19 protein-coding genes and 1 tRNA gene are annotated in these 14968 nt (G+C 69.0%); 7 read left to right on the top strand and 13 right to left on the bottom strand.

What is annotated here, in order from left to right; all coding sequences use genetic code 11:
- Position 1 precedes the first annotated feature (1 nt).
- The 4 genes from H531_RS0108415 to lpdA are packed head-to-tail and all read left to right on the top strand — an operon-like array spanning position 2 to position 3214.
- The gene (locus H531_RS0108415; protein WP_022798912.1) at positions 2-208 is read left to right on the top strand and encodes a 2-oxoisovalerate dehydrogenase E1 subunit beta; all 207 of its coding nucleotides are present in this window, start codon (positions 2-4) and stop codon (positions 206-208) included.
- Positions 205-450 carry a type II toxin-antitoxin system HicA family toxin gene (locus H531_RS0108410; RefSeq protein ID WP_022798911.1) on the top strand — a complete coding sequence of 82 codons (246 nt, stop codon included), beginning with the start codon at positions 205-207 and terminating at the stop codon, positions 448-450. The genes H531_RS0108415 and H531_RS0108410 overlap by 4 nt, the downstream gene beginning before the upstream one ends.
- A 9-nt stretch (positions 451-459) precedes the next feature.
- Positions 460-1818, top strand: a complete 1359-nt coding sequence (locus H531_RS0108405; protein ID WP_022798910.1) for a dihydrolipoamide acetyltransferase family protein — start codon at positions 460-462, stop codon at positions 1816-1818.
- Positions 1819-1828: 10 nt separating this feature from the next.
- Positions 1829-3214, top strand: coding sequence for a dihydrolipoyl dehydrogenase (gene lpdA, locus H531_RS0108400; protein WP_022798909.1), 1386 nt, complete (start codon positions 1829-1831; stop codon positions 3212-3214).
- Here the strand turns inward: lpdA and H531_RS0108395 are convergent.
- The 5 genes from H531_RS0108395 to H531_RS0108375 are packed head-to-tail and all read right to left on the bottom strand — an operon-like array spanning position 3211 to position 6931.
- Complete coding sequence (locus H531_RS0108395; RefSeq protein WP_022798908.1) at positions 3211-4080, bottom strand: NAD(P)-dependent oxidoreductase; 870 nt, start codon at positions 4078-4080, stop codon at positions 3211-3213. The genes lpdA and H531_RS0108395 overlap by 4 nt on opposite strands.
- A 9-nt stretch (positions 4081-4089) precedes the next feature.
- A complete protein-coding gene (locus H531_RS0108390; RefSeq protein WP_022798907.1) occupies positions 4090-4437 on the bottom strand; it encodes a DUF3054 domain-containing protein in 348 nt (115 codons plus the stop codon).
- On the bottom strand, positions 4434-5405 hold the full coding sequence (gene lipA / locus H531_RS0108385; protein ID WP_022798906.1) for a lipoyl synthase: 972 nt from the start codon (positions 5403-5405) through the stop codon (positions 4434-4436). The genes H531_RS0108390 and lipA overlap by 4 nt, the downstream gene beginning before the upstream one ends.
- Positions 5389-6048 (bottom strand): lipoyl(octanoyl) transferase LipB, encoded by a 660-nt coding sequence (lipB, locus tag H531_RS0108380; RefSeq protein ID WP_022798905.1) that lies wholly within the window; start codon positions 6046-6048, stop codon positions 5389-5391. The genes lipA and lipB overlap by 17 nt, the downstream gene beginning before the upstream one ends.
- 55 nt (positions 6049-6103) lie before the next feature.
- The gene (locus tag H531_RS0108375) at positions 6104-6931 is read right to left on the bottom strand and encodes an SDR family oxidoreductase (RefSeq protein ID WP_022798904.1); all 828 of its coding nucleotides are present in this window, start codon (positions 6929-6931) and stop codon (positions 6104-6106) included.
- Between the two features lie 67 nt (positions 6932-6998).
- Between H531_RS0108375 and H531_RS0108370 the strand changes: the two genes are divergently transcribed.
- On the top strand, positions 6999-8327 hold the full coding sequence (locus H531_RS0108370; protein ID WP_022798903.1) for an alpha-hydroxy-acid oxidizing protein: 1329 nt from the start codon (positions 6999-7001) through the stop codon (positions 8325-8327).
- Here H531_RS0108370 and rplI read toward each other — a convergent pair.
- The 8 genes from rplI to H531_RS0108330 form a co-directional block, all read right to left on the bottom strand.
- Complete coding sequence (gene rplI / locus H531_RS0108365; RefSeq protein ID WP_022798902.1) at positions 8299-8745, bottom strand: 50S ribosomal protein L9; 447 nt, start codon at positions 8743-8745, stop codon at positions 8299-8301. The two genes, H531_RS0108370 and rplI, sit on opposite strands and share 29 nt — an antisense overlap.
- Positions 8746-8754: 9 nt before the next feature.
- Complete coding sequence (rpsR, locus tag H531_RS0108360; protein ID WP_022798901.1) at positions 8755-9024, bottom strand: 30S ribosomal protein S18; 270 nt, start codon at positions 9022-9024, stop codon at positions 8755-8757.
- The gene (locus H531_RS0108355; protein WP_028490746.1) at positions 9021-9848 is read right to left on the bottom strand and encodes a single-stranded DNA-binding protein; all 828 of its coding nucleotides are present in this window, start codon (positions 9846-9848) and stop codon (positions 9021-9023) included. The genes rpsR and H531_RS0108355 overlap by 4 nt, the downstream gene beginning before the upstream one ends.
- A gap of 9 nt (positions 9849-9857) precedes the next feature.
- Positions 9858-10163 (bottom strand): 30S ribosomal protein S6, encoded by a 306-nt coding sequence (gene rpsF, locus H531_RS0108350; protein WP_028490745.1) that lies wholly within the window; start codon positions 10161-10163, stop codon positions 9858-9860.
- A gap of 96 nt (positions 10164-10259) precedes the next feature.
- A tRNA-Asn gene (locus H531_RS0108345) sits at positions 10260-10335 on the bottom strand.
- A gap of 72 nt (positions 10336-10407) precedes the next feature.
- On the bottom strand, positions 10408-11760 hold the full coding sequence (locus H531_RS0108340) for an NAD(P)(+) transhydrogenase (Re/Si-specific) subunit beta (RefSeq protein ID WP_022798899.1): 1353 nt from the start codon (positions 11758-11760) through the stop codon (positions 10408-10410).
- Positions 11760-12062 carry a proton-translocating transhydrogenase family protein gene (locus H531_RS0108335; RefSeq protein WP_028490744.1) on the bottom strand — a complete coding sequence of 101 codons (303 nt, stop codon included), beginning with the start codon at positions 12060-12062 and terminating at the stop codon, positions 11760-11762. Before H531_RS0108335 ends, H531_RS0108340 begins: the two co-directional genes overlap by 1 nt.
- Positions 12062-13189: a Re/Si-specific NAD(P)(+) transhydrogenase subunit alpha gene (locus H531_RS0108330; protein ID WP_022798897.1), complete on the bottom strand. Its 1128-nt coding sequence runs from the start codon at positions 13187-13189 to the stop codon at positions 12062-12064. Before H531_RS0108330 ends, H531_RS0108335 begins: the two co-directional genes overlap by 1 nt.
- Before the next feature lie 82 nt (positions 13190-13271).
- On the opposite strand from H531_RS0108330, the gene H531_RS0108325 reads away from it, so the two are divergent.
- Positions 13272-14159, top strand: coding sequence for a DMT family transporter (locus tag H531_RS0108325; protein ID WP_022798896.1), 888 nt, complete (start codon positions 13272-13274; stop codon positions 14157-14159).
- The gene (locus tag H531_RS0108320) at positions 14156-14968 is read left to right on the top strand and encodes a DMT family transporter (RefSeq protein ID WP_022798895.1); all 813 of its coding nucleotides are present in this window, start codon (positions 14156-14158) and stop codon (positions 14966-14968) included. The genes H531_RS0108325 and H531_RS0108320 overlap by 4 nt, the downstream gene beginning before the upstream one ends.

Genomic DNA, 14968 nt, shown 5'->3' with positions numbered 1-14968 from the left:
TATGCCGAGGGAAGTCATCTTCTTGGTGGAAGAGGCAGAAGAGGGGGGGTTCGTGGCACGGGCCCTGGGAGAAGCCATCTTCACGGAGGGAGAAACCTGGGAGGAACTCAAGGAGATGGTGCGGGACGCGGTGCGGTGCCACTTCGGCGAAGAAGCCCCCCCCATCATCCGCCTGCACTTCGTCCGCGAGGAGGTCCTGGTCCCGTGAAGCTTCCCCGCGACCTCACCGGGGAGGAGCTCGTCCAAAAACTGGCCCGCCTGGGCTACCAGGTAGAGCGGCAAACGGGAAGCCACGTGCGCATGGTCTGGAAAGGCCCAAAGGGTGAACGCGCCGTCACCATCCCCCTGTACCGGCCGCTGAAGGTAGGTACCTTGGCCGGAATCCTGAGGGCGGTGGCGGAGGCCCGTGGCGTGGACCGCAAAACCCTTGAGCGCCTTTTGGACCTGTAGAGGAGGAGTATGGCCAAGGAAATCCTCATGCCCGAGCTCGCCGAAAGCGTGGTGGAAGGCGAGATCCTCAAGTGGCTGGTGGAGGAGGGAGACTACCTCAAGAAGGACCAACCCTTCGTGGAGGTCATGACCGACAAGGTCACGGTGGAGCTACCCTCGCCCTACGAGGGGGTGCTCCTGAAGAAGCTCGCCAAGGAGGGGGAGGTGGTGAAGGTCCACGCCCCCATCGCCCTCCTCGCCGAGCCCGGGGAGGCGGTGGAGGGGGTGAAGGAGGCCCCCCCGGTCCAGGCGGTGGAGGAGCGCTCCATCGTGGAGCCGGGGCTTCCTCCTAAGGAGCAAAAGGAGGACCTCTCCCTCTTCAAGCCGGACCCCACCCAGGTGACCGTAAAAAATCCCTTCCTCGCCGAAAAACCCAAGGAGGAGGTCCGGACAGGGAGGGTGCTGGCCGTCCCCGCCGCGAGAAAGCTCGCCCGGGAGCTCGGGATCCCCATTGAGGAGGTGCCGGGATCGGGGCCCATGGGCAGGGTCCGGGTGGAGGACGTGCGGGCCTATGCGGCAAGCCGCAAGGCCCCACCCGCCCCCGCCGAGGCCACCCGGGAGCCCGAGGCGCCGGCCCCCGGTTTCCCGCCCCCGCCCAGGTACGCCCCGCCCAAGGGGTACGAGGCCCTGGAGGAGCGGATGCCCCTTAGGGGCATCCGCCGCAGCATCGCCCAGGGGCTCTGGCAGAGCCACCTCTACACCGTGCGCACCCTGAACGTGGACGAGGCGGACCTCACGGAGCTCGTCCACTTGCGCGAGCGGCTCAAGCCCGAGGCCGAGCGCCAGGGGGTAAAGCTCACCTACTTGCCCTTCATCGTCAAGGCGGTGGTGCGCTCCCTGAAGAAGTTCCCCATGCTCAACACCAGCCTGGACGAGGAGAGGCAGGAGATCGTCTACAAGCGCTACTACCACATCGGCCTCGCCGTGGCCACGGAAAGGGGCCTCATCGTGCCTGTGCTGAAGGACGCCGACCGGAAGAGCGTCCTGGAGCTCGCCAAGGAGATCGCGGAGCTCTCCCAAAAGGCGCGGGAAGGCCGCCTCGCCCCCGAGGAGGTCTCGGGCTCCACCTTCACCATCACCAACATCGGCTCCGTGGGGGCCACCTTGAGCTTCCCCATCATCCACCTGCCCGATGCGGCCATCCTTGGGGTGCACTCCATAAGGAAGCGCCCCTGGGTCATGCCGGACGGCTCCATCCAAGCGCGGGACATCATGTTCCTCTCCCTCTCCTTTGACCACCGCCTGGTGGACGGGGCGGAGGCGGCCATGTTCACCCGGGAGGTCATAAGGCTCCTGGAAAACCCCGACCTCTTGCTTCTGGAAATGTAGGATGGCCCCTATGGAGCGCTACGACCTAATCGTCATCGGTACGGGCCCCGGGGGGTACCACGCCGCCATAAGGGCGGCCCAGCTCGGCCTGAAGGTGCTGGCGGTGGAGGCCGCCGAGGTGGGGGGCGTCTGCCTCAACGTGGGCTGCATCCCCACCAAGGCCCTCCTCCACGCCGCCGAGACCCTCCACCACCTCAAGGTGGCCGAGGGCTTCGGCCTGAAGGCCAAGCCCGAGCTGGATCCAAGGAAGCTTGGGGCCTGGCGGGATCAGGTGGTGGGGAGGCTCACCGGGGGCGTGGGCACCCTCCTCAAGGGCAACAAGGTGGACCTCGCCCGGGGCTTCGCCCGTTTCACCGGTCCCAAGGAGATAGAGGTGGAGGGGAAGCGCTACGGGGCGAGGACCTTCATCCTGGCCACGGGGAGCGAACCCGCAAGCCTAAAGGGCTTTCCCTTCGGCGAAGACGTCTGGGACTCCACCCGGGCCCTGAAGGTGGAGGAGGGCATCCCCAAGAGGCTCCTCGTCATCGGGGGCGGGGCGGTGGGACTGGAGTTCGGCCAGATCTACCGCCGCCTTGGGGCTGAGGTGACCCTCATTGAGTACATGCCGGAGATCCTCCCCGCCGGGGACCCCGAGACCGCAGGCCTCCTAAGGCGCGCCCTGGAGAAGGAGGGGATCCGGGTCCTAACCGGCACCAAGGCGGTAGGGTATGAGAGGCAAAAGGACGGGCTCCACGTGGCCCTCGAGCCCGCCCAGGGGGGCAAGGGGGAAACCCTGGTGGTGGACAAGATCCTGGTGGCCGTGGGCCGGAAGCCCCGCACCGAGGGCCTCGGCCTGGAAAAGGCGGGGGTGGCGGTGGACGAAAAGGGCTTCGTTAAGGTGAACCAGAAGATGGAAACCACCGCCTCCGGAATCTACGCCATCGGGGACGTGGCCCGTCCACCCCTCCTCGCCCACAAGGCCATGAAGGAAGGCCTGGTGGCGGCGGAGAACGCCGCGGGCAAGGAGAGCGCCTTTGACTACCAGGTCCCGAGCGTGGTCTACACCTCCCCCGAGTGGGCGGGGGTCGGCCTCACGGAGGAGGAGGCGAGGAGGGCCGGGTACAAGGTGAAGGTGGGGAAGTTCCCCTTGGCCGCCAGTGGCCGGGCCCTCACCCTGGGCGGGGCCGAGGGAATGGTCAAGGTGGTGGGGGACGCGGAAACCGACCTCCTCCTCGGGGTCTTCCTCGTGGGCCCCCAGGCCGGGGAGCTCATCGCCGAGGCCACCCTGGCCCTGGAGATGGGGGCCACGGTCACGGACCTCGCCCTCACCGTGCACGCCCACCCCACCCTCTCCGAGGGGCTCATGGAGGCGGCGGAGGCCTTCCACAAGCAGGCCATCCACATCCTGAACCGCTAGCGGATCTCTGCCCCGCCCCAGCGCTCCAAAAGCCTCAGGGCCTCCACGTGGTCGGCCTCGAGGCCGAGCTCCCGCTTGGCCATCTCGTAGACCTCCCGGGTGAGGCGCAGGAGGGGGCTTGGGGCCTTCTCCCCGTCCAGAACCCCCATGGCGATGCCCAGGTCCTTCACCAGAAGCCCCAGGGCAAAGGTCTTGGGGAAGGCGCGGGTGAGGACCCTTTGGGGGATCAGGTTCTCCGTGGCGTTGGAGCGGCCTGAGGAGGCGTTGATGGCCTCGAGGGCCCGCTCCGCCGAAACCCCCTGCTTCACCAGGGCCAAAAGCCCCTCCCCCGCCGCCCAGAGGTTTACGGCGAGGAGGGCGTTGTTGACCGCCTTCACCGCGTGCCCCGCCCCCACGGGCCCCACGTGGACCACCTTCTTGGCGTAGGCGAGGTAGGGCCGCACCCGCTCCACCGCCTCCTCGGGGCCCCCCAGCATCACCGTGAGGGTGCCCGCCTCGGCCCCCGAGGTGCCCCCCGAGACGGGGGCGTCCAGGTAGGTGACGCCCTTCTCCTTCAGGCGCTCGGCGAGCCTCCGGCTCGCCTCGGGCTCCCCGCTCGTGGCGTCCACCCAGTAGGTGCCCTGCCGGAGGTGGGGCAGGAGGGCCTCGGCCACCTCCGCCACCTCCTTGGTGGTGGGCAGGCAGGTGAAGACCACCAGGGCCTCGGCCACCCGCTCCAGGGGCACGGCCTCGGAGCCGAACTCCGCCTGGTGCCTTAGGGCCTTGGCAAAGGTCCGGTTCCAGACCAGGGTGGGAAAGCGCCGCGCCAGGTGCCCCGCCATGGGGTAGCCCATGGCCCCAAGACCGAGGAAGGCCACCTTTTCCATGGCTCCTTTTTACCAGAGGCGAAGGGCCTTGGCGAGGCCCCGGAGAAGGAGGAGGAAGAGGAGGCTGAAGCCCATGGCCACCCCCAGGAAGACGAAAAACCCCGCCCCGAAGGCCCCGCCCAGGGCCATCTGCCTAAGCCATAACCCCGCCGGGAAGGCCAGGAGCCAGGTGAGGAGGAGGTTTCCCCAGGTGGGGCGGCGGTAGGTGCCGAGGAAGGGGCTTAGGAGGAGCCACACGAAGAGCACGGGGAGGACGTTCCGGGCGAACCCCGCCAGGCTTAGGGGCTGGCCGTGGGAAAGGAGCCCTGCCCCAGCGAAGAGGAGGAGGGCGAGGAGGTCCAGGAGGAAAAGCCTCACCGCGCCTTGGCCTCCAGGAAGACCCGGTCCGCCCGGTAGGAGCTCCGCACCAAAGGCCCGGCGAAGACCTCGCGGAAGCCCAGCTCGTACCCCCAGGCGGCGTACTTCTGGAAGTCCTCGGGGGGGACGTAGCGGGCTACGGGAAGGTGGGCGGGGGTGGGCCTGAGGTACTGGCCCAGGGTGAGGATGTCCACCCCCACGGCGCGCAGGTCCCGCATGGCCTCGAGGAGCTCCTCCTCCGTCTCCCCTAGCCCCAGCATGAGGCTACTTTTGGTGAGGATATCGGGCCGGACCCTTTTGGCGTGGGCCAGGACCCTTAGGGTCTGCTCGTACCCCGCCCGGGGGTCCCGGACCCTGGGGGTGAGGCGGCGCACCGTCTCCAGGTTCTGGGCGTAGACCTCGGGGTTCGCCGCAAGAACCGTCTCCACCGCTTTGAGGTCTCCCTGGAAGTCGGGCGTTAGGGCCTCCACCAGGACCCCGGGGGCCCTTTCCTTGATGGCCCGGATGGTGGCGGCGAAGTGGGAGGCGCCGCCATCCTCTAGGTCGTCCCGGTCCACGCTGGTTAAGACCACGTACCGCACCCCCATGCGGGCGATGGCCTCGGCCACTCGCCTAGGCTCCTCCGGGTCCACGAGGCCCCTGGGGTTTCCCGTGTGGACGGCGCAGAACTTGCAGGCCCGGGTGCAGATGTCCCCCAGGAGCATCACCGTGAGGGTGCCATGGGTCCAGCACTCCCCGATGTTGGGGCACAGGGCCTCCTGGCAGACGGTGTGGAGCTTCAGCTCCTGCACCATCTGCCTCAAGGCCTGGTAGCGGGCGCCCGTGGGCAGGGGAGCCTTGATCCAGGCGGGCTTGTTCCGGTCCACGGGCTCGGGCCGCGCCTGGGCCAGGCCCCGCTTCACCACCTTGAGCTCCACCACCTCCCCCGTGGGGGAGAGGAGCTCCACCGTTTCAAACCTGGGTTTCATGCCCCTTCCTCCTCACAGGCTCCATGCCGAAGACCTGGGCAAAGGCCTGCACCACCCGGTCCTTGGCCTCCTCCATGGGCACTCTCCTGCCGAGAAGCCTTTCCAGGGAGGTGACCCCCTTCCCCTTGAGGCCGCAGGGGACGATGACGGTGAAGTCGTTGAGGTCGGTGTTCACGTTCAGGGCGAAACCGTGAAAGCTCACCCCCTCCTTCACCGCCACCCCGATGGCGCAGAGCTTCTCCTCCCCCACCCAGACCCCGGCATAGCCCGGGGTGGGGTAGGCCGGGATCCCGTAGCCCGCCGCCACCCGCACGATGGCCTCCTCCAGCTGCCTTAGGAAGCGGCGCACCTCCCGGCCCACGGGGAAGATGGGGTAGCCCACCAGTTGCCCGGGCCCGTGGTAGGTGACGTCCCCACCGCGCTCCACCCAGTAGAGCTCAAAACCGTTTTCCCGGTACCAGCCCTCCGGGAAGAGGAGGTTCTCCCCCGTGGCCTTCCGGCCTAAGGTGATGACCCGGGGGTGCTCCAGGAGGAGGAGGGTAGGGGGGCGGCTTCCCTCTACCACCTCGCGGTGCACCGCCTTCTGGTATGCCCAGGCCTCCCCGTAGGGCAAAAGGCCTAGGTCCTCCACCAGGAACTCCACGGCCTAAGCATACAAGACCCTGCCCTAGGGCAGGGTGAGGCTGGGAAACCTCCCCCTAGGCCCCGAGGAAGCGGGCCACGAGCCGGTCCCGGAGGGGGGCGGGGAGGAGCCGGAGGAGCCGGGTCTCCCGGGCCCGGGCGGGGTGGGCCACCAGGTAGCGGGCCTTTGGCCTGGGCTCGGTGAGGGCCCGGTAGACCGCCTCCGCCACCCGCTCCGGGGGGAGCCCCCGCCTGGCGTTCCCCTCGGCAAGCCTCCGGGCCACCTCCAGGTAACGGCCGTAGACCCCCTCGGTCCCCGGGGGCGGGGGCTCCAAATACCCCTCGGCCCGCTTTAAGGAGCGCTCCCAGATGGGCGTGGCTACCGAGCCGGGCTCAATGAGGGCCACCTTGACCCCGAAGGGGAGGAGCTCCACCCGAAGGGCATCGGCCAGGGCCTCGAGGGCGAACTTGCTCGCCGCATAGGGGCCCATGAGGGGCAGGGCCACGAGACCGGAGACGGAGCCCATGAGGACGATCCGGCCCCGGGAGGCCCTAAGGAGGGGGAGAAAGGCCTTCACCGTGGCGAAGGCCCCCAGGACGTTCGCCTCGAGGGCTTCCCGGAAGGCCGAGACCGGCACGAGCTCCAAGGGCCCCGCCACGGCGAGGCCGGCGTTGGCCACTAGGCCGTAAAGGCCTTCGCCCTCCAGGCGCTCCCTGGCCCGGAGGAGGTCCTCCTCCCGGGTCACATCCAGAAAGAGGGGCTCCACCCCCAAGGCCTCCAGGGCCTTGGCGTCCTCCGGCCGGCGCACCCCGCCGTAGACGCGGAAGCCCCGGGCGGCCAAAAGCCTCGCCGTGGCCAGGCCGATCCCGCTTCCGGCCCCGGTAATGAGGACGGACCTCGCCATTTGCACCCAGTTTACAGCCTGGACCCCCCGGGGTAGAATCCGGGCAAAGGCGTCAAGGAGGCACGGGATGCTGGGAAGGAGCGTGCAGCAGCGGATCTACCTGGAGGGCCTCTTGGGGCGGAAGCCCCCGGTCCCCGTCCATCCCGAGGCCCTGGAGGAGGCGGCGAGGAAGCGGATGTCCCCCGAGGCCTTCGCCTACGTGGCGGGGGGGGCGGGGCTGGAAAGGACCATGGCCGCGAACCGCCAGGCCTTTGACCGCTACCGCCTCCTCCCCCGGATGCTCCGGGGGGCCAAGCCCCCGGGCCTCGAGGGGGAGCTTTGGGGGCGCCGGTGGGCCGCCCCCCTCTTCCTCTGCCCCATTGGGGTTTTAGAGCTCGCCCACCCCGAGGCCGACCTGGCCGCGGCCCGGGCGGCGGCCCGCACAGGGGTGCCCTTCATGGTTTCCAACCAGAGCTCCTACCCCCTGGAGCGGGTGGTGGCGGCGGCCCGGGAGGCCAACCCCGAGGCGGTGGTCTTCTTCCAGCTCTACCACTCCAGCGACCGGCGGGTGGTGCAAAGCTTCCTGCGCCGGGCGGAGGAGGCGGGGTGCGCCGGGGTGGTCCTCACCGTGGACACGGTCCAGCTGGGCTGGCGCCCCCGGGACCTGGACCTGGCCCACCTCCCCTTCCTCAAGGGGCAGGGCATGGCCCAGTACCTCACCGACCCCGCCTTTTTAGGGGCCCTGGACGAGCCCCTGGAGGGCCCCGCTTTCCGCCCCAAGCCCACCCTGGCCCTTCTCACGAACCTCCTCGCCCTCAGGCAGACGGGGAAGCGCTATGGGCTGGACCTTTCCCGGATGCAGAAGGCCGTGCGCCGCTTCGTGGCCACCTACTCCTTCCCCGAGCTCTCCTGGGAGGAGGTGGAGAGGGTCCGGGAGGCCACCCGCCTGCCCCTCCTCCTCAAGGGCCTCCTCCACCCGGAGGACGCCGTAAAGGCGGTGGCCTTGGGGGTGGACGGGGTCTACGTCTCCAACCACGGGGGAAGGCAGGTGGACGGGAGCCTGGCCGCCCTCGAGGCCCTGCCCCTCCTCGCCCAGGCGGTAGGGGAGCAGGTCCCCCTCCTCCTGGACAGCGGCGTCCGCACCGGGGCGGATGCGGTCAAGGCCCTGGCCCTGGGGGCCCGGGCGGTGGGCCTAGGAAGGCCCTACGTCTACGGCCTGGCCCTCAAGGGCGAGGAAGGGGTCAGGGCGGTCCTCGCCCACTTTCTGGCCGAGCTGGAGCTCACCCTCGCCCTCTCGGGGGTAAGAAGCCTGGCGGAGCTCGGCCCCCACCTCCTCGTCAAGGAAACCCCCCCGCCCCAGGAGGGCGGGGGGCCTAAGGGGTCCGCCCCTACTCCTGGGCCACCACGTTCACCTTGAGCCGGATGGGCACCTCGGGGTGGGGTTTGTAGGCGAGGACGTACTCCCCCAGCTCCTTGATGGGCTTCTCCAGCTGCAGGCGCTTCGGGTCAATGGTGATGCCGTGCTGGCGGGAAAGGGCTTCGGCGATGTCCTTGGCGGTGACGGAACCGTAGATCTTGGCCTCCCCCGCCCGCACCGGGATGGTGAGGGTGAGGTTTTCCAAGATCTCCTTGAGCCTCTCCGCCTCGGCCTTTCGCTCCGCCAGCCGCCTGGCCTGGGCGCGGATCTTGGCCTCGAGGGCCTTCAGGTTGCTCTCCGTGGCCAAAACGGCGAGGCCCCGGGGCAGGAGGTAGTTCCGGGCGTAGCCCGGCTTCACGTTCACCACCTGGCCCACCTCGCCCAGGTTCTCCAGGGGTTCCAAGAGGATGACCTTCACCTTGCCCCCCTACTTCCGCACCAGCTTCTCCGTGAAGGGGAGAAGCCCCAGGATCCTGGCCCGCTTGATGGTCCTGGCCAGGATGCGCTGCTCCTTAGCGGAAAGCCCCGTGCGGCGGCGGGGAAGGATCTTCCCCGTCTCCGACAGGAAGCGCCGCAACACCTCCGCATTGCGGTAGTCCCTCAGGTCAAACTCCCCCAGGGTGGCCTTGACCTTGGCCTTCCTAGAGGGACGGCGCGCCTGCGCCTCCTTCTTGGGTTTGGCGTTCTTCGCGCTCAAAACGGCAGATCCTCCTCCGGCGGAAAGTCTTCCAACCCTTCGTCTATGTCTACCCCGCCCGTCTGGACCGGTTGGGGCCTGCTTCCGCCGGCTTGGGCAGGCCCACGGGTGGGGTGCTCCAGCCTGAGGGCTTCCACACGGGTCTGGAAGCGCCTCTCCCCGCTGGAGCTCGTCCAGGAGTCGTTCACCAAGCGGCCGATGACCAAAAGCCCGTCGCCCTTCCTAAGCTCCCCCGCCCACTCGGCGAGCTCCCTCCAGGCCTGAACCTCCACAAAGTGGGTCCTCTCCTCCCGGGGTTCGCTGCGCGAAGCCGGGGCCCGCTCCCCCTGGCGGGAGCGGCGCTCGTTCACCGCCAGGCCGAGCCGCACCACCGCCGTTCCCTGGGGGGTGTAGCGGAGGTCGGGGTCGCGGGTGAGGTTGCCCATGAGGATCACCTGGTTGAGGGCCCGGCGCAACCTCGGCTGGCCCCGGGCGTCCTCCTGGGTCTCCCGACCCCTCCCCTCCAGGGGGTCTATGAAGTCCGCCCGGACCACGAGCTCGCTCCGCTTCTCGCCCTCCTTTTCCCACTGGCGGTACTCCAGCCGCCCCTCCACGAAAAGGGGGGTCCCCTTCTCCAGGACATCCCCCCACATCTCCGCCTGGCGGCCGAGGAGGCGCACCCGGTGGTACCAGGGAACCTCCCGCTCCTGGCCCGTCTCGTCCGTCAGCGTGTCCTGGCCCGCCAGACTGAGGTCCAGGATGGCGAGCCCCCCCGGGGTGTAGCGCATGTCCGGGCGGGCGGTAAGGGTACCGATGAGGAAGACTTGGTTCAGGCCTCTTGCCATGAGGACAGTTTACGCTTTGGAGAGGAGGGGCTCCGCTGCCTTGACCACCATCACCCGGCGCACGTTGTCGCGGATGCGGAGCTCCCGGGCCAGGTCGTTCACCCGCTCCTCCGGCATCTCCACCTGGTAGAAGAGGAAGTAGCCCTGGGTGTCCTTGGCGATGGGGTAGGCCAGGCGGCGCAACCCCCACTCCTCCACCTTCTCCACCCGGGCCCCGTGGGCCTCGAGGGCCTTGGCGAGGATCTCCTTCTCCAGGGCGAGCTGGGTCTGGTCCAGGTTGGGGTTCAGGATGACGTTGACCTCGTACTTGCGCATCTTCACCTCCCTTCCGGGCCCGGCAGGCCGCACGGGGAAAGATTATACCCCCTTCCCTCCCCAAATAAAAGACCCAGGGGGCCTTAGGCCCCCCTTTGGCTCCGCGGGCAGGATTCGAACCTGCGACCAACCGGTTAACAGCCGGCCGCTCTACCAGCTGAGCTACCGCGGACCGACCGCAGAGAGCACTATACCAGGGGTAAGGCAGCCGGTCAAGAAGCCCCTTGGCCCCGGCGGGGGACGCCTAAAGCCGCTTCAGGGCCTGGATCAGCTCGGTCAGGACCTTCTGGGCGTCCCCGTAGAGCATGCGGGTGTTGTCGGCGTAGAAGAGCTCGTTCTCCACCCCGGCGAAGCCCTTGCCCTGCCCCCGCTTGATGACGATCACGTTTTTGGCCTTGTCCACGTCCAGGATGGGCATGCCGTAGAGGGGGCTTCCCGGGCGGCGGGCGGCCGGGTTCACCACGTCGTTGGCCCCGATAACCACGGCCACGTCCACGGTGGGGAACTCGGGGTTGATCTCCTCCAGGTCCTTGAGCTTCTCGTAGTCCACCCCGGCCTCAGCCAGGAGGACGTTCATGTGCCCGGGCATCCTTCCCGCCACCGGGTGGATGGCGAACCTCACCTCCACCCCCCGGCTCTCCAGGAGGTCAGCGAGCTCCTTCACCTTGTGCTGCGCCTGGGAGAGGGCCATGCCGTAGCCGGGGACGAAGACCACCTTGCCCGCGTAGGCCAGCATCACGGCGGCGTCCTCCACCTCAATGGGCTTGAGGCTCCCCTTGACCTCGGAAGCCTCCTGCTCCACGCCGAACCCCCCCGCGAGCACGCTCCACACGGAGCGGTTCATGGCCTTGGCCATGAGGACGGTGAGGAGGGTGCCCGCCGCCCCCACCAGGGTCCCCGCCACCATGAGGGCCGGGTTCCCCACGGCAAACCCCTCAAAGCCCACGGCCATGCCGGTGAAGGCGTTGTAGAAGGAGATGGCCACGGGCATGTCCCCGCCCCCTATGGGCAGGGTCATGAGGACCCCGAAGAGGAGGGCCAGGAGGAAGAAGAGGACGATGCCCAAGGTGGCGTCGTTCCAGAGCAGGGAGAGCCCCAGGACCAAGGTAAGGACGAGGGCGAGGGCGTTCACCGCCTTCTGGCCCGGGAAGAGGATGGGGCGGCTCCGCATGATCCCCTGGAGCTTGGCAAAGGCGACGAGACTCCCCGTGAAGGCCACGCTCCCGATGAGCCCGCCCAGAAGGGCCAGGGCCATGAGGCCGGCGTTCTCAAAAGCCCCCTTGAGGAGCTCCACCGCGGCGATGGTGGCCGCCGCGCCCCCGCCCATGCCGTTGTAGATGGCCACCATCTGGGGCATGTCCGTCATGGCCACCTTCACAGCCGCCCACCAGGCCACCGCCGAGCCCAAGAGGAGGGCCAGGAGGATGAGGGGAAGGTTCCCCATCCCCGGCCAGAGGAAGGTGGCGAGGACCGCCAGCACCATCCCCCAGCCCGCCCAGACGATGCCGCTTTTGGCGGTGGTGGGGTGGGCCATGCGCTTGAGGCCCACGATGAAGAGGAGGGCCACCAGGAAATAGGCCAGCTGGATGGGGTCCATCACGCCCCACCTCCCTTTCCTGGCTTCCTTTCAAACATCTCCAGCATGCGCACCGTGACCGCATAGCCCCCGGCCGCGTTGGCCGCCCCCAGGACCACGCCCAGGAAGCCGATGGCCTTCTCCAAACCCGTCTCCGCCTGGCCCAGGACCACCATGGCCCCCACCACCACCACCCCGTGGATGAAGTTGGAACCAGACATCAAGGGGGTGTGGAGGATCACGGGCACCCGCGTGATCAGCTCGTACCCCAGAAAGGCGGTGAGCACGAAGATGTAGAGGGCTGACCAGAAGCCGAACTCCATCACGCACCTCCCAGAAGGGCCCTGGTGGGCCCGTGCAGGATCTCGCCCTCTCGCATGAGTAGGGCGGCCTGGACGATTTCGTCCTCCCACTTGGGGGCGAACTCGCCCTTTTCCATAAGCAGGCTGGAAAGGTTCAAAAGGTTCTTGGCGTACATCTCCGAAGCGTGAACCGAAAGCTCGCTCGGCAGGTTCAAAGGCCCAAAGATCCGCACGCCCCGCACCTCCACCACCTCCCCCGGCCGGGTGAGGGCGCAGTTGCCGCCCGACTCCGCCGCCAGGTCCACCACCACGCTCCCGGGCTTCAGCCTCTCCACCATGTCCTCGGTGAGGAGGAGGGGGGCAGGGCGGCCGGGCACCTGGGCCGTGGTGATGAGGACGTCCATCCCCGCCACCTGGTCGCGGAGGGCCTCGTGCTGGAGGCGCTTCTCCTCCTCGGTGAGCTCCCGGGCGTACCCGCCTTCCCCCTCGGCGCTGATGGGCAACTCAATGGGCTTGGCCCCAAGGGAAAGGGCCTGCTCCAGGGCTGCCCTCCGCACATCGTAGGCATAGACCTGGGCCCCCAACCGCTTGGCGGTGGCGATGGCCATGAGCCCGGCCACCCCTACCCCCATCACCATCACCTTGGCGGGGCGGATGGTGCCCGCCGCCGTGGTGAGCATGGGGAAGAAGCGGGGGGAAAGCCTCGCCGCGTGGACCGCCGCCAGGTACCCCGCCACCGTGGCCTGGCTGGAGAGGGCGTCCATGCCCTGGGCCCGGGTGATGCGGGGGATGAGTTCCATGGCGATCACCGTGGCCTTCTTCGCCTGGAGGGCCCGGACCAGGTCTGGGTTCTTGTGGGGCTGGACGAAGCCCACCACGATGGCCCCGGGCTCCAGCCCTTGGATCAGATCCTCCGGGGGCGGCTGGACGGTGAAGAGGAGGTGGGCGCCCTTCAGGAGCTCCCCTCGCTCCACCACCTCCGCCCCCGCCTCCCGGTAGGCCTCGTCGGGGTGGTAGGCCCCCTCCCCGGCACCCCGTTCCACCCGCACCCGGGCGCCGCCTTTCACCAGGCGGGCCACCACCTCGGGCACCAGGGCCACCCGCCTCTCCCCCGGGGCCCTCTCCTTGGGAACCGCTACGGTCACCATGGGCGCCTCCTCGGGGGGAAGTATACACCGGGGAGGGGCCAGACCGCTTCCGGGAAAGCCCCTACTGTGGGAAAATGCCGCCATGCGCCCCTCGGGGTTAACGGTCGCCGGCGTGCTCCTTCTGGGCATCCTGGCCATCAGCTTCGGCAGCATCCTGGTGCGGCTTGCCCTTCAGGCCTCCGGGGAGAAGAGCCTCGCCTTCAGCCTGGTGATGAGCGCAGGGCGCATGAGCCTCGCCGCCCTGATCCTCGCCCCGGGCTGGCGCAGGCCCTTGGGGAACCGGGCCGGCCTTCCTTGGGCCGTGGGGGCGGGGGTGGCCCTTGCCCTCCACTTCGCCCTCTGGATCACCTCCCTCTCCTACACCTCCGTGGCGGCGAGCACCGCCTTGGTCACCACCAACCCGGTCTGGGTCACCCTTTTGGGCTGGCTCCTCTTCCGGGAAAGGCCCTCGGCCCTCACCCTCCTCGGGATCGGGGTGGCCCTTACGGGCGGCCTCCTCATCGGCTTGGGAGACGCGCAAGGCGGTGGGGGAAGCCACCCTCTCCTCGGGGACACCCTGGCGGTTCTCGGCGCCATCGCCGCCTCCTTTTACCTCCTCCTGGGGCGGGAGGCCCAGAGGCGGGGGCTTTCCCTCTTCGGGTACGTGCGGGTGGCCTACACGGCGGCCGCCCTCCTCCTCCTACCCCTCCCCTACCTCTTCGGCGGTGGGTATGGGGGCTATCCCTGGCCCGTGTACCTCTACCTCCTCCTCATGGCCCTCTTGCCCCAGCTCGTGGGCCATACCAGCTTCAACTGGGCCACGCGGCACATCCCCCCGGTCCTGGTGACCCTGGCCATCCTCTTTGAGCCGGTGGGGGCGAGCCTCCTCGCCTACCTCCTCTTTGGGGAGTTCCCCGGGGCGAGGGTCCTCCTCGGGGCCCTGGTCCTCCTCCTCGGGGTGGCCCTCGCCGTGCTGGGAGGTAGGCGGTGATCCCCGTGGCCCTGGCCGCCCTTCTCTGGGGGCTTGGGGGCGCCCTGGCAGGGCGGTCCATGCGGGAGATCCCGCCGGAGGTCCTCATTCCCTTGCGCTTCCTTCTGAGCTTCCTCCTCCTCCTTCCCCTGGTCCTGGCCCGCCCGCCCCATCCCTCCGAGCGGGCAAGGCTTCTTGGGGTGGGCCTTGCCCTCGCCGGGGCCCAGGCCTTCTACTACCTCGCCATCCACGCCGCCACCGTGGCCACGGGGATCTTCCTCCAGTACCTGGCCCCTTCCCTCCTCACCCTCTACGCCCTCCTCAAGGGGGAGAGGCTTCCCCACAGGGCCCTCTTGGGGGTGGGGCTTGCCCTGTTTGGGGCCTACCTCCTCGTGGTGGGGCCGGAAGAGCTAAAAGGGGGGCCTAAGGGACTCGCCTTCGGCCTCCTCGCCGCCCTATCCTTCGCGGCCTACGCCGCCTCCGCCCAAGGCCTGAAGACCCCTCCCCTCGTGGCCTTGGGGGTGGCCACCGGGGTGGGGACCTTCCTCTCCCTGCCCTTCCTCCTCCTCCGCCTCGAGGCCCTCCGGGCCCTCCCCCTAGGGGCCTGGGGGGCGGTGGCCTACCTGGTCACCCTGGGCACGGTGGTCCCCTTCGGCCTCTTCCTCCTGGGGGTGAGGACCCTCCCCGCCCGTACCGCCACCCTGGTGGCCATGCTGGAGCCCGTGAGCGGGGCCCTGTTCGCCTGGCCCCTGGCGGGCGAGCCCTTACGGCCGGAGGCGCTTCTTGGAGGTGCTATGATCCTCATGGGTGTCTGGCTTAACCGGAGGTAG

Origin of the sequence: Thermus islandicus DSM 21543, assembly GCF_000421625.1 — a bacterium.
Taxonomy (GTDB): domain Bacteria; phylum Deinococcota; class Deinococci; order Deinococcales; family Thermaceae; genus Thermus; species Thermus islandicus.
Note: the sequence above shows the minus strand (reverse complement) of the source record. Positions and strands in the feature narration are given on the sequence as shown.

Coding starts and splice junctions, on each gene's coding strand:
- H531_RS0108370 (WP_022798903.1), top strand. CDS start 6,999: ATGCTGGGAAGGAGCGTGCAGCAGCGGATCTACCTGGAGGGCCTCTTG.
- H531_RS0108325 (WP_022798896.1), top strand. CDS start 13,272: ATGCGCCCCTCGGGGTTAACGGTCGCCGGCGTGCTCCTTCTGGGCATC.
- H531_RS0108335 (WP_028490744.1), bottom strand. CDS start 12,062: ATGGAGTTCGGCTTCTGGTCAGCCCTCTACATCTTCGTGCTCACCGCC.
- H531_RS0108375 (WP_022798904.1), bottom strand. CDS start 6,931: ATGGCGAGGTCCGTCCTCATTACCGGGGCCGGAAGCGGGATCGGCCTG.
- H531_RS0108395 (WP_022798908.1), bottom strand. CDS start 4,080: ATGGAAAAGGTGGCCTTCCTCGGTCTTGGGGCCATGGGCTACCCCATG.
- H531_RS0108340 (WP_022798899.1), bottom strand. CDS start 11,760: ATGGACCCCATCCAGCTGGCCTATTTCCTGGTGGCCCTCCTCTTCATC.
- lipA (WP_022798906.1), bottom strand. CDS start 5,405: ATGAAACCCAGGTTTGAAACGGTGGAGCTCCTCTCCCCCACGGGGGAG.
- H531_RS0108415 (WP_022798912.1), top strand. CDS start 2: ATGCCGAGGGAAGTCATCTTCTTGGTGGAAGAGGCAGAAGAGGGGGGG.
- rpsF (WP_028490745.1), bottom strand. CDS start 10,163: ATGCGCAAGTACGAGGTCAACGTCATCCTGAACCCCAACCTGGACCAG.
- H531_RS0108405 (WP_022798910.1), top strand. CDS start 460: ATGGCCAAGGAAATCCTCATGCCCGAGCTCGCCGAAAGCGTGGTGGAA.
- H531_RS0108330 (WP_022798897.1), bottom strand. CDS start 13,189: ATGGTGACCGTAGCGGTTCCCAAGGAGAGGGCCCCGGGGGAGAGGCGG.
- H531_RS0108355 (WP_028490746.1), bottom strand. CDS start 9,848: ATGGCAAGAGGCCTGAACCAAGTCTTCCTCATCGGTACCCTTACCGCC.
- lpdA (WP_022798909.1), top strand. CDS start 1,829: ATGGAGCGCTACGACCTAATCGTCATCGGTACGGGCCCCGGGGGGTAC.